The following is a 13,456-nucleotide window of genomic DNA, read 5'->3' as shown; positions in this document are numbered from 1 at the left end:
GATTCGCTGGCGGAGGAAGAAACATGAAAATCGTTGATAAAGTAAAAAGCAATCAAAAGCTGATGCGTTTCATTGAAACAACGCAAAATAGAATAACGGATTCAGAGATGGGGACCACATCGGTCGTCGTCGCCTACTATTTATTGCTTTCACTTTTCCCGTTAATGATTGCGCTGGGAAATCTGTTGCCTTATTTATCGATTGATCCGAACACGGTTTTATCTTATGTACAAGAATTGATCCCTAGTCAAATCTATGACTTTATCGGACCAGCGATCGAAAACCTCCTCACCACAAGCTCTGGCGGGTTGTTATCGATTTCCGCCTTGGCTGCGTTGTGGTCTGCGAGTCAAAGTATCAATGCCTTGCAAATTGCGATGAACAAAGCCTTCGGTGTGGACCAACGTTCCAATTTTATCGTGGTGCGCGCAGTATCATTTGTGATCATCCTGCTCTTTATGATTGCGATCGTTGGTGTTACGATGGTATTTGGGCTTGGAAAAATCATTCTTGATTTTTTGCAGCCGATTTTTAAGTTTCAAGACAATCTGATCGATACGTTCCAAACAGTCAAATGGCCAGTCACGATCGTTGCTTTGCTGTTTATCATGATGCTGATCTATTGGTTAGTGCCGAATGCAAAGGTCAAGTTGCGTTCGACTTTGCCAGGGGCGATCTTTGCAACGATTGGCTGGATGTTGCTGTCACAAGTGTTTGGCTTATACGCCCGTTACTTTGCTGCGAAAATCATTGGCTATCAAATTATTGGAAGTTTTATTGTTTTAATGATCTGGTTGAATCTTGCTGCGACGATTATTATCTTGGGTGGAATCATCAACGCAGTGGTAGAAGAATATGTGTCGGGACAAGAGATCAAAGAACGAACAGATCCTGTTCAGCGGATTTCTTCGAAAATCGAAGATACATTTACCAATAAAGAGAAATAACGGAAAGCGAGAATAAACGATGGATTTTGCATTCAAATTTGTAATGCGCTTATTTATAACAATGATCGTGTCTTTAATCCTAACACCGATCATTAAATTGATCTCTTTTAAGATCGGCGCAGTCGATCGACCAGGAGATCGCCGAATCAACACCAAGACAATGCCGACCGCAGGGGGACTGAGTATTTTTCTTTCGTTCTCTTTTGCATTGCTTTGGGAATTCCGTGCAATGATTCCTTTTGACTATGTCTGGCCGATGCTTTTAGGTGCAGCCATCGTCGTAGTTACTGGATTATTGGATGATATCTTTGAGTTGACGCCCCTGCAAAAAACACTGGGTTTGACGTTAGCGGCTTTGGAGATCTATTTTGTTGCTGGTATCAAAATCAGCACGGTTTCGATCCCTTATCTCGGGGTTTTTGACTTGGGCTGGTTAGGCTTACCTATGACGATCCTATGGATTTTGGCGATCACGAATGCGGTCAACTTGATTGACGGTTTAGATGGTCTAGCGAGTGGGGTCTCCATTATCAGTCTGACAACGATTGGGATCATTAGTTACTTCTTTTTACCAAACTCCGTTGAAGTACCGATGGTGATTTTTACATTGATTGCCGCGATCGTAGGCTTCTTTCCTTACAATTTTTATCCAGCCACGATTTTTTTAGGCGATACTGGGGCACTTTTTCTAGGTTTCATGATTTCCGTCCTATCGTTGCAAGGCTTAAAAAATGCGACCTTCATTACAGTGATCACCCCAATGTTGATTTTAGGGGTACCCATTACCGATACCGTCTATGCGATGATTCGTAGAAAATTCAATAAACAAAAGATCTCTTCAGCAGATAAGATGCACTTGCATCATCGCTTACTTTCATTAGGGTTTACCCACCGTGGCACGGTCTTGACGATCTATGCCTTGGCGATGGTTTTTTCATTTATTGCATTATTGATGAATTATGCCAGTAACACCGCAATCATCTTGCTGATCATTAGTACAGGTTTTGGCATCGAATTGTTTATCGAGTTGATTGGTTTGGTGGGAGAAAATCGTCAACCACTCATGTGCGCGCTGAAGTTTCTTGGAAACCGTCGATTCAGGCAAAAAGTCTTGAAGGCGCGAGCGGAAAAGAGAAAAGACAAGCAAGAAGAGGAAAGCGAAGATTTAGCTGCTAGCGCTTCTCAAATCAAGGAAAAGCGACGAAAGAGAAAACATTACCAAGCAAAACACAAAAAATAAACGATACAGTTGCGGCAAAGGTGTCCAACAGGTGAGATGAATACGAGTGATCGTTGAAGGTCAGGAGGAGTCAGTGCTTCTTCTAGCGCGTTCTCTTACGATCAGCTGTCGATGATTCGATCAATCCGTTGGCGATGCTTGCCGCTTTTTGTTTGTTTGAAAATGGTCAGACAAACATTATTTCCTGTCGAATTCTTCCGTCTTGAATTGACGGATCTAGCCCTAAACGTCTATACTTAAAAAGAGCAGCAGACTAATCAAAGAAAGAAGGATATGAACGAATGCCAAATGTGAAACAACTGACGTCAGAAAAAATGGGAACAATTTATGAGCTTTCCAATGATAGCGGTACCATCGTAAGGCTAAGTCCTGAAGGCGCACGCTTATTGGATTGGGTCGTTCCAGTAGAAGAAGGTCGCGACATCGTGGTCGGTTATGACACGATCGAAGGACATCGCCAAGCACGTTATTATGGCGCAACGATCGGCCCTGTGGCGGGAAGGATCGCAGGTACTCGCTTTGAGATCGACGGACAAGAATACCAAACGGAAGACAATGATGGCGGCAATACGCTTCATGGCGGTTCAAAGGGGCTGGATACTGATACATGGATCACTGAAACCTTTGAAGAAGCAGACAAAGCTGGGGTGATTTTTACTACCACACGGCAAGATGGCGATGGCGGGTTTCCTGGAAATGTTCGTTATCAAGTCACCTATACGTTGACGAATGACAATGAACTAATGCTTGCTTACGATGCCAACACAGACAAAGCGACTTTATTTAACCCAACGAACCACGGTTATTTCAATTTGACAGGTGATACCCAACAGCCGATCGATGACCACTTGGTTCAAATCAATGCCGAACATGTGGCTGAAACGAATGACGATGTGACGACGACCGGTGAAAAAACGCCTGTCGCAGGCACAAAGTTTGATTTTAGACAAGAACGCCCGATGGGAACGACGATGTTGGATGATCCGTTCTTATTAGACCATACACAAGAGTGGGATCTAAAAGTAACCAGTCCCGATCAAAAAGTGCAGCTGACTGTAACTACTGACCGTCCTGCCGTTGTTATTTACACAACGGGTGAGGGAGAAGCTGGCGCACCAATGAAGACTGGTCCTTTTGTCAATCATGGCGGGATGGCGATCGAAACACAAGGTGTTCCTGGCTCTGAGAAATTTACCCACTTTGGTGAGATCGTGTTGCGTCCAGAAGAACCCTTCCACTCTGTGACGACGTATCAGGTCCACTTTTAAGCATAGGAACCAAATCATTTTTAATGAAATAGAAAAAAGCATTGTCAAAACGCAGAAAGTTTGGCGATGCTTTTTTTTGACAAAATACGATTACAGATGTAAACTTAAAAATGTGAATCACTTATGAAAGGAAGTGGACAAATGCAATCTGTGGTCGAACCAATCAAAATTAGCGATTCTGAATGGGAAGTCATGCGTGTGATCTGGACATTAGGACAATCCGACGCGAAAGAGATCACCGCTTTATTGAGCGAAAATAAAAATTGGAAAGCAGCAACGGTCAAGACGCTTTTAGGACGACTCGTCAAAAAAGGCGTATTGAAAACAGAAAGCCAAGGAAAAAAATTTGTTTATTCGCCGCTTGTTTCCGAAGAAGCAACCGTTCGCAGCGCAGCTGAGAATCTTTTTTCTCATATTTGTGCCAAAAAAGTTGGGCAGACATTAGCAGAAATGATCCAAGAAGCAGCATTGACGGCAGAAGATTTGGCGATGCTCCAAGCAGCAGTCGACCAAAAAGTGCCAGTAGCAGCGATCTCATGTAATTGTATTCCTGGTCAGTGCCAATGCAAAACCCATGCAACAAAATAAGTAGCCAACGAACTGTTAAAAGAAATGAGGAATCGTAATGAAAAAAAACATGCAAATCAGCGGAATGAATTGTGCCCATTGTGCCGCAAAAGTTGAAAAAGCGCTTAGTGAAGTACCGGGTGTGAAAAAAGCCAAAGTGGACTTGAAAAAAGCTCGCGGAACAGTCAAGTTTGACGAGTCGCAAGTGACAGAAACAGCCTTAGTCAATGCGGTCACCGAAGCGGGTTATCAAGGGGTATTTGAGTAAGCAATGGAATTGCTAAAGTGAAAAGGAAAAATCAAAACAAATGAAAAGTGTTCAGCCGCTTGAAGCTTTTGTATGAAGGAGCAAGACTGTACGCACATTCAGTGAAATAGGAAGGGGAATACTAGGATGAATCAGAAAAAAACGTCTTCCGCAAGTAATAGTCAGACGTCAAGCCATCATAGGCATGAACCTGCTTTGAATGAGCGGGATAATGGTACACAGGGAAAAGAGCAACATGCGCAATCACAAGTGACAGAAGTCCCTGAGCCTAGCCATGAGATGAATGGGATGGATCATCACAAGGCGACATCAAAACAGCAGGAGCATGAAAGCTCCGATAGTAACCATGGTCCTATGGATCATGAAGTGTCCAGCATGGACTATAGCCATAAGGGCCATGAGATATCTGGCATGGATCACGGCCACAAGGGCCATGAGATGTCTGGCATGGATCACGGCCATAAGGACCATGAGATGTCTGGTATGAATCATAGTCACATGAATCATGAGATATCTGGTATGGATCATAGTCATATGGATCATGGAATGGGTGGCATGGATCATAGTATGCATATGGGAAATTTTAAGCAAAAGTTTTGGCTATCCTTGGTTTTGGCGATTCCAATCGTCATTTTATCACCAATGATGGGCATCGAATTGCCCTTTCAGTTCACGTTTCCTGGCTCAGATTGGGTCGTATTGCTTTTAGGAACGATCCTGTTTTTCTATGGAGGGCAGCCGTTTTTAAGTGGTGCGAAAATGGAATTGAAACAAAAAAGCCCAGCCATGATGACGTTGATTGCTATGGGGATCACGGTTTCTTATTTTTATAGTCTTTACGCATTTATCGCCAATCATTTTCTTGCTGTTCCTCATGTAATGGATTTCTTCTGGGAACTAGCGACTTTGATCGTGATCATGTTGTTGGGCCATTGGATCGAGATGAATGCCGTTTCTAATGCTGGCAATGCATTACAGAAATTAGCAGAACTATTGCCAAAAGAAGTGATTCGGAAAAATGCGGATGGATCAGAAGAACAGATTTCATTAGAAGAAGTGACCAACAAAACACAGTTGATCGTTCGCTCAGGAGATAAGATTCCTACCGACGGAACGATCCTTGAAGGAGAAACAACAATCGATGAGTCGGCAGTGACTGGTGAATCCAGACGGGTACCTAAAACCGTCGGCAGTACTGTCATTGGAGGATCTGTCAACGGCAATGGTACCATCACGATGGAAGTCACAGGAACTGGGGAAGACAGCTACTTAGCGAAAGTCATGGAAATGGTGAGAAAAGCCCAAGCAGATAAATCCCGCTTAGAAGCACTTTCGGACAAAGTGGCAAAATGGCTGTTTTATATTGCGTTAGTTGCTGGTGTCTTGGCATTTGCTGTATGGCTGTTTGTTGCTGACCTACCGACTGCTCTTGATCGAATGGTCACGGTATTCGTCATTGCCTGTCCCCATGCGTTAGGGCTAGCGATTCCCCTCGTGGTTGCTCGCTCGACATCGATCGCTGCCAAAAATGGCTTGCTCTTAAAAAATCGCAACGCACTGGAGAATGCGCATCATGTTGATTATCTGATCCTCGATAAGACCGGTACGTTAACAGAAGGAACGTTTACCGTAACTGGCATCGAGGCGACAGGCAGTCTTTCTGCATCAGAAGTACTAGCTTACCTAGCAGGTCTTGAGAAAACCGCCAATCATCCGATCGCAGAAGGTATTTTAGCCCAAGCTGAAAAGGAAAACATCACAGCCAAAAAGGCGACTGATGTTCAAACAAGGACAGGGATTGGTCTGGAAGGCGTGATCGATGGACAGAAGTGGTTGATCGTCAATCAAAAAGGATTGGAGCAATTAGCCATTCAGTATCAAGGGAACTCCTTGGAAAATTATCAAGAACAGGGCAATACCATCAGCTATTTGGTTCATGACGGAAAAGTGGAAGGAATCGTCGCATTAGGGGATAAGGTGAAACCAGAAGCGAGTCAATTTATTCAAAAAGTGAAAGACTTAGGCATCACACCAGTTATGGCTACTGGAGACAACCAAGAAGCGGCGCAAGCCGTAGCCGATTACCTAGGAATCGAAGCCTTCCATGCGGCAATGTTGCCAGACGATAAAGAACGTCTAGTCAGTGACTATGTCAAAGAGGGCAAGCGCGTCGTAATGGTAGGCGATGGGATCAATGACGCCCCAAGTCTTGCAAGAGCGACGATCGGGATTGCGATCGGAGCGGGTACCGATGTAGCGATCGATTCAGCCGATGTCGTTTTGACGAATAGCGAACCTCAAGACATCTTGCACTTCTTGACTTTGGCGAAAAAAACAAGACGCAAGATGATTCAAAATCTCTGGTGGGGCGCAGGATACAATATTTTTGCCATTCCTTTGGCAGCTGGCGTCCTCGCACCGATCGGGATCATTTTGAACCCAGCAGTCGGAGCTGTCTTGATGTCTATGAGCACGATCATCGTTGCCATCAATGCAATGACCTTATCAATCGAAAAAAGCGGCGATTAGCCGCTTTTTTGTTTCTTTTCCTAGGAGCAGTGAAATACCTCTATAATCTGCTTCTGGATTTATGCTATAATGTGTTCGTTGAGACAAGGAGGACGTTGATTATGGAACTGAAGAAATTGGATGTTCCCACTACTTCAATTACTGAAGTAAAAAAATCTCCGATGGATGTATTTAATCAAGCGCGAGAAGCAGGAACAGCAGTATATGTATTCAATCGTGAAAAAGTGGCGGGGGTCATGTTGACACAAGAGCAGTATGAAACGTTATTGCAGGAATTAGATTATTTGCGTCAGCGACCGATGATGGAAGAAGAACCCGAACAGCCGCCAGTGGCAGGGCTAGAGGAGTTCTTACAAATCATGCGGCAAGCGCTGATCACCGGTGCGAGCATCTCGGCAAAAAATTTAGATGAGCGAATGGTGGCGTTAGGGTTCATCACTCGTAAAACTGGTTTTGGCGGTGTCGTTGACATGGTGAATGAATTGAAAGAAACAGGCAAGATCGTTTACCAGCTACGTAAAAAACAAGATGGTAAATCGGTGACCGCTGAAGTCATTGGAGAACAAGACAATCAAACGCAATTATTTGATAAATTGATCATCAAAAAAATCTTTCTAAAAGAAAAATAAACGCTGGAACTTGTCCCAGCGTTTCAGACGGTAGACAAAGTACGGATGTGTTCGTACTTTGTCTTTTTTTCTATAAAATACTGGAGCTTATTAATTTTTTTAAAACTGTGAAAGATATTGCTCATCCAACCAACAAAAGTTCCAGCCAGTTACAGACTAGGTTTTAAGTCAGCCAGTAAGTTTTCCCGTCTTTCGTCCGTTGCATAAATCCGTATTCGATCAAATAACGTCGGACAGTGACGTAATCGGTGATCGCTTGCTTTAATACATCGTTGACGGCAGCTTCTGAATAATTTTTCTTCGGATCAAATTTTTGTGCCAGTACACTCAAGACAACGATCTTGCGCTTTTCTTTGCTGGGAAACTGTTTGATAAACCCCGTTTCATCAAAATAAGTAGCAATGATCTTTTCTCTTTCACTAGCCGTAATGGCATAGCGATCATCAAGCATCGTCGCCCCTTTGTGAGGCGGCAGCAACGGGGTATCTTGCAACAAGGACATGATACTTAAAAAAACAGTCGCTTGTCGCTGTTTTTCTTTTAGTTTAAAGCGATGATTCCTGACAGTCGAAGAAGAGATACCTAAGCGCTGGGCAATCACAGTATCGCTAACATCTTGGGCAAACAGTTGTAAAATCTCCTGCTGGCTTTCTGATAGGCCTGTTTGTTCTTTGGGTAAAGCCAACAATGCGGTCAAAACGGTTCCGTGATGCTCAGTGATATGCTGCACCATTCGTTTTTTTGCTGTAAAAAAGGCGCCATCAACGGGATAGATTTCTTCTTTGTCGAAGGTCTCCTGACAAAAGACGCAACAATAATCCGTTGGTGTTGCGACATATCCTTGCTGATAATCAGAAATGGTAAACTCTTGATAAGGTTTCATTTTGGGTTCTCCTTTTATTGTTTAGATATATACTAACATAAGTTGATTTCGTTTGTAAATAAACAAACGAATTTATCGTTAGTAGATAAATTTCATCCGTTGCTTAAAATCGTCGCCTTTTTGTGTTAGGATTAACAACAATAGCGAATGAATTTGCTTAATTCAAAGGAGTGATACTATGGCAGACGTAAGCCAACGCTTCAATCACGAAGTGTACAATATAGCTGTTTCATTGATTCGTAAATTTGATGAACGGGTTTCTTCAATTCCTGATATTTTAAAGTTAACGTTAGGCGAGCCGGATTTCAACACACCGGAGCACGTGAAAAAATCGGGTGTCCAAGCAATCGAACAAAATTTCAGCCACTATTCTGGAATGGCAGGCTTAGCAGATGTTCGGCAAGCAGCCAGTCTCTTTTTGAAAAATAAATATCAGCTTGATTACGACTTTCAATCAGAAGTATTAGTGACGATCGGTGCAACGGAAGCAATCTCAGCTTCTTTATTAGCCACGTTAGAACCTGGTGATAAAGTGATTCTACCAGCACCAATTTATCCAGGCTATGAACCAGTCATCCATTTAGCTCATGCCAAACCGATTTATCTTGATACGACGGATAATGACTTTGTTTTAGCGCCAGAAGTTTTGGAAGCAGCCTTAAAAGAACATGGGGAGCAAGTCAAGGCAGTCATTTTAAATTATCCTAGCAATCCAACAGGGGTCGTTTATACTCGAGAACAAGTCAAAGCATTGGCAGAAGTTTTAGAAAAATACCCCGTTTTTGTTATTAGCGATGAAATTTATAGTGAGTTGACTTATGATGAAACCCACGTATCCATTGCTGAATACTTGCGGGATCAAACGATTGTAATCAACGGCTTGTCGAAATCACACGCGATGACTGGTTGGCGCGTCGGCTTCATTTTTGCACCAGCAGCGTTGACTGCTCAGATCATTAAGGTCCACCAATACTTAGTGACCGCGGCATCAACGATTTCTCAAAAAGCCGCAGTGCGGGCATTGATCGAAGGCATCAACGATGCAGAAGTCATGAAAGCCGATTACCGTGAACGCAGAGATTACCTGTTTGAAAAGATGACTGCCCTTGGTTTTGAAATGGCGAAGCCATCTGGTGCATTCTACATTTTTGCCAAAATACCAGCAGGTTTCAACCAAGATTCCATGGCTTTTTGTGTCGACTTAGCCGAAAAGAATCAATTAGCAATCATTCCTGGGATCGCCTTTGGTCCCGAAGCAGAAGGCTATGTTCGTTTAAGCTATGCGGCAAGTATGGAAAACTTGGTGGAAGCGATGGATCGCTTGACACGCTATATGCAAAGCAATTGATTCTACAAACGTTTCTTTAGTTCATAAGTGTTAGATAAAGTAAGCCCCCTCTGAAGGATGCAGCGGGGGCTTTTTTAGGCAATCGACGAACTTTACAAAAGATTTACATCGCTTTATCGATTCTTTACATGAAATCCATCAAGGGTTTACACCGCCTTGCTAAACTAAGCATATAACGAAAGGAGATTTACTAAATGAAAAAATTGGGACTTTTATTTTTTGCAACTGGATTATTATTAGCTGGCTGTGGGAGCGGTGGCGCAAGCACTGAGAGCAGTCAAGCATCAGGCGGATCTTCATCAGGTGCCGCATCAAATGAAAATGTAGAAATTTTAGCTGTGGGCTCAACGGCATTGCAACCCTTGGTTGAAGCAGCAGGTGAAAGCTTCTCAGCAGACAATCCCAATTATACAATTACGGTTCAAGGTGGCGGCAGCGGAACTGGCTTAAGTCAAGTAGAAACAGGCGCGGTGACGATCGGCAATTCCGATGTGTTTGCGGATGAAAAAGATGGTGTGGATGCTAGCAAATTAGTTGACCATAAAGTAGCCGTAGTTGGTATGGCACCAGTGGTAAATAAAGACGCAGGCGTTACGGACCTTAGCCAACAAGAATTGATCGATATTTTTACAGGCAAAGTGAAGAATTGGTCTGAACTAGGCGGAGCAGATCAAGAAATCTCTGTAATCAACCGCGCATCAGGCAGCGGTACGAGAGCGACCTTTGAAAAATGGGGCTTAGATGGTGCAGAGACGATCCAAACACAAGAGCAAGATTCTTCTGGAACAGTCCGTAAAATCGTTGCTGAAACACCAGGAGCAATCAGCTACCTTGCTTTATCCTATTTGGACGATTCGATCCAAGCGCTATCTCTTGATGGGGTAGAAGCGACTCCTGAAAATATTGCAGATAACAAATGGCCAATCTGGTCTTACGAGCATATGTACACGAACGGCGAGCCAGATGCAAACGTCAAAGCCTTTCTTGATTACATCATGACAGACGATGTCCAACAAGGAATCGTTATCGAATTAGGTTACTTGCCAATCACTGATATGAAAGTAGAACGCAGTGTAGACGGCGAAGTAACGAATGTTGAATAGTGAAATGACCGAAGAAGGAGAATGCTCCTTCTTTTTTTGTGTTTAAAGCATCAAGAAGATGCTATTGGCTGGTGCTTCATTTGGTAATGAAAAACAACTACAAAAACAGCCGATAACAATTATTCACCTGTTATCGGCTGTTTTTTATCAATAATCATCTTTTTCATGAAGCGGCAAAGTCACCGTAAAGGTAGAACCAATTTTGGGGAAACTGTCAACCTTGATGCTGCCACCTAATAATTTGGTATAGTCTTTAACGATAGCCAGCCCAAGTCCAGTGCCGCCAGAATTGCGGGCGCGGGCTTTGTCCACCCGATAAAACCGCTCAAAAATCCGTTCCTGATCTTCTTCATCGATGCCGATGCCTTGATCCTGCACTTGAAATAACAGCTGGTCGTCTTGCTCTGAATAGGATAATGTGATGACACCACCAGGTTTTGAATAGGTGACAGCATTTTCTACCAGATTTTTTACGATGGGCTGCAGCAGCTCTTTTTTGGTAGATAAAATGAAGGGTTCGGGTCCTTCAAATTGAAAGGTCAATTGCTTCTTAGCAGCTGCGGGATCATAGGTTTGAACGACTTGTTGCAGCAGCTCAGAAAAGTTGATCGGTTGGTCGACATACTGGAAAGAATCACTGTCTTGAGACAGTTGGATGATATCTTGTATTAGATTTTTCAAGCGATAAGCATCTTTTTGAATGATCTCTAAAAAGGTCTGCAATGTTTCTGGGTCTTCTTTGGCGCCGTCCAGCAGTGTTTCGGTAAACCCAATCAAGGAAGTTACCGGCGTTTTTAATTCATGGGAAACATTGCCGACAAAATCTTTTTGCATTTTTTCTAATTGTCGGATGCGCGTCAAGTCATAAGAAATACCAATCAACTGGTTTTCTTGGAAGCTTCGCAAGGTAACATCCAAGACTTTTGAACGTTCTCCGCTAAGGGTGGTTTCCGCATGGAAAATAGGGGTCTCGTCGTTAAATTGATAGATCAATTGGATCAGTTGTGTGTCATGAATCACTTCAGTGAAGGGCTGCGGCAAGGTTGGCGCATTTTCCATCCCCAACTGTTCTTGCATCGTCGGATTCAACAGCAGCAGTTGATTTTCTTCATTAATGATAAAGACACCGATCATCAGTTCACTGAGCAAGCCGTACAGCTGTTGTTCAGATGCCGCATAGGCACGATAGGTCTGGCTCATTTGTTCGCTCAGCTGATTGATCAGTTGATACAACTCGTCATGTTCAGGGGTTTCTTGCATAATGATTGCTTGTTGATCGGGCGAGGTGATCATTTTTTTTACGACGGGCAGAATCGTTTGGATTGGACGATTCCGCTGACGCAGCGTGTGAAAAATCAGCAGGCTGATCAAGAAACAAAAGACAAGATAGACAATCAAGATCGATTGCTTGATTCCTTGGTTTTTCGCAAAAAAAGCAGCAGTCGGTTCTGCGATCCGCAAGATTTGAGTTAAGTTTCCATCTTCTTTGACAGGAATCGCCACGTAAAGCAATTCTTCATGCAAGGTGTCGCTTTCCCGCAACGATTGACCAACGGCGCTTCCGCGCAAAACGGCTTGAACCTCTGGACGATCGGAGCGGTTTTCATGGAGGGTATGATCATAAGTATCGAAAATGATTTGGCCTTGATCATCTAACAAAGTGATACGGCTATTGCTGTCTTGAACATAGGCATCGGCAAATTGTTCGAGCGTTGCGGTTTGGTTATCTGAGAGATTCAAAAACACAGCGGCTTTCTCTTGCAGAAAATCCACTTGCTGGGCGATGACTTGCTGACGGTAAAAACTGCTTAGAACTTGCCAACACAGGAAAAAAATCAGCAATAGACCGATTGACCATAAACCATAGCCATAGCGTTTTTTCATTGGGTCGGCTCCTGAAATTTATACCCAAATCCTCGAACGGTCACCAAGTATTCTGGACGCTTGGGATCAGCTTCCAATTTTTCTCTTAAATGACTGATGTGAACATCCACGATGCGACTTTGTCCATCAAAGTCAAAATTCCAAATACGATTGAGTAAGGTATCGCGATCGATCACGCGGCCTTTACGTTTCATAAAGTAAACCAGCAGCTCGAACTCTTTCGGGGTCAGGAAGATTTTCTCCCCATCCACACTGACCTGGAAATTGGTCAGATCGGCTTGGATTCCGCCAATTTGCAAGATTTCTGCAGGTTGATCTTCTTCTCGTGCTTGTTGACGAGGTTCTAAGCGACGGAAGATGGCCTTCATTCGAGCCAATACTTCTCGAGGGCTGAAGGGTTTCGTCAAGTAGTCGTCAGCCCCGATCTCTAAACCCAAAATCCGGTCGATCGGATCATCTTTTGCGGTCAAGACGAGGATCGGTGTCTCGATTTTTTCTTGCCGTAATTTCTTTGTGATTTCGATGCCGTCCAAATTCGGCAGCATGACATCCAAGATGATAAAGTCAAAAGGTTTTGACAACGCCAAGTCGAAGGCTTTTTGACCATCTGAGGCGGAAACGACTTGGTAGCCCTCTTTTTCTAAATTAAAGGTTAAAAGTGTGACGATTGAAGGTTCATCATCGACAACGAGTATTTTTTTCATGATAGACTCCTTTCGTTTCTTTTTTTCAAGAAACGATTAAATTTCAACGAACAAGTCCTATTTTAGCATGAATAGACAATTGGTAC

Annotated in this window: 12 protein-coding genes; 9 read left to right on the top strand and 3 right to left on the bottom strand. The window is 43.3% G+C overall.

The window, feature by feature from the left end; translation table 11 throughout:
• The first annotated feature begins 23 nt into the window (after positions 1-23).
• The 7 genes from IGI73_RS11555 (at position 24) to IGI73_RS11525 (ending at position 7,448) form a co-directional block, all read left to right on the top strand.
• On the top strand, positions 24-947 hold the full coding sequence (locus tag IGI73_RS11555) for a YihY/virulence factor BrkB family protein (protein WP_005228865.1): 924 nt from the start codon (positions 24-26) through the stop codon (positions 945-947).
• Between the two features lie 19 nt (positions 948-966).
• On the top strand, positions 967-2,187 hold the full coding sequence (locus tag IGI73_RS11550; protein ID WP_015510147.1) for a glycosyltransferase family 4 protein: 1,221 nt from the start codon (positions 967-969) through the stop codon (positions 2,185-2,187).
• Between the two features lie 281 nt (positions 2,188-2,468).
• Positions 2,469-3,455: an aldose epimerase family protein gene (locus tag IGI73_RS11545; protein WP_428206565.1), complete on the top strand. Its 987-nt coding sequence runs from the start codon at positions 2,469-2,471 to the stop codon at positions 3,453-3,455.
• A gap of 141 nt (positions 3,456-3,596) precedes the next feature.
• Positions 3,597-4,043, top strand: a complete 447-nt coding sequence (locus IGI73_RS11540; protein WP_008377382.1) for a CopY/TcrY family copper transport repressor — start codon at positions 3,597-3,599, stop codon at positions 4,041-4,043.
• A gap of 37 nt (positions 4,044-4,080) precedes the next feature.
• On the top strand, positions 4,081-4,290 hold the full coding sequence (copZ, locus tag IGI73_RS11535; protein WP_005228873.1) for a copper chaperone CopZ: 210 nt from the start codon (positions 4,081-4,083) through the stop codon (positions 4,288-4,290).
• A gap of 126 nt (positions 4,291-4,416) precedes the next feature.
• Positions 4,417-6,819: a heavy metal translocating P-type ATPase gene (locus IGI73_RS11530; protein WP_428206564.1), complete on the top strand. Its 2,403-nt coding sequence runs from the start codon at positions 4,417-4,419 to the stop codon at positions 6,817-6,819.
• 101 nt (positions 6,820-6,920) lie between these two features.
• Entirely contained in the window at positions 6,921-7,448 is a 528-nt protein-coding gene (locus IGI73_RS11525; RefSeq protein WP_010749742.1) for a hypothetical protein, read from the top strand.
• Between the two features lie 163 nt (positions 7,449-7,611).
• Here the strand turns inward: IGI73_RS11525 and IGI73_RS11520 are convergent, their stop codons facing one another.
• On the bottom strand, positions 7,612-8,331 hold the full coding sequence (locus tag IGI73_RS11520) for a DUF2087 domain-containing protein (RefSeq protein WP_016619828.1): 720 nt from the start codon (positions 8,329-8,331) through the stop codon (positions 7,612-7,614).
• 178 nt (positions 8,332-8,509) lie between these two features.
• Between IGI73_RS11520 and IGI73_RS11515 the strand changes: the two genes are divergently transcribed.
• Together IGI73_RS11515 and IGI73_RS11510 are read left to right on the top strand one after the other, a co-directional pair.
• Entirely contained in the window at positions 8,510-9,679 is a 1,170-nt protein-coding gene (locus IGI73_RS11515) for a pyridoxal phosphate-dependent aminotransferase (RefSeq protein WP_081116389.1), read from the top strand.
• 194 nt (positions 9,680-9,873) lie between these two features.
• Positions 9,874-10,782: a phosphate ABC transporter substrate-binding protein PstS family protein gene (locus IGI73_RS11510; protein ID WP_428206563.1), complete on the top strand. Its 909-nt coding sequence runs from the start codon at positions 9,874-9,876 to the stop codon at positions 10,780-10,782.
• A gap of 147 nt (positions 10,783-10,929) precedes the next feature.
• Here IGI73_RS11510 and pnpS read toward each other — a convergent pair whose 3' ends face one another.
• Together pnpS and IGI73_RS11500 are read right to left on the bottom strand one after the other, a co-directional pair.
• Complete coding sequence (gene pnpS / locus IGI73_RS11505) at positions 10,930-12,666, bottom strand: two-component system histidine kinase PnpS (RefSeq protein WP_428206562.1); 1,737 nt, start codon at positions 12,664-12,666, stop codon at positions 10,930-10,932.
• A complete protein-coding gene (locus IGI73_RS11500; RefSeq protein WP_005228895.1) occupies positions 12,663-13,370 on the bottom strand; it encodes a response regulator transcription factor in 708 nt (235 codons plus the stop codon). The genes pnpS and IGI73_RS11500 overlap by 4 nt, the downstream gene beginning before the upstream one ends.
• Between the last annotated feature and the right edge of the window lie 86 nt (positions 13,371-13,456).

The organism is Enterococcus sp. DIV0755f, from assembly GCF_051713725.1.
GTDB lineage: Bacteria > Bacillota > Bacilli > Lactobacillales > Enterococcaceae > Enterococcus_D > Enterococcus_D casseliflavus.
This window is presented reverse-complemented; position numbering and strand designations above follow the sequence as displayed.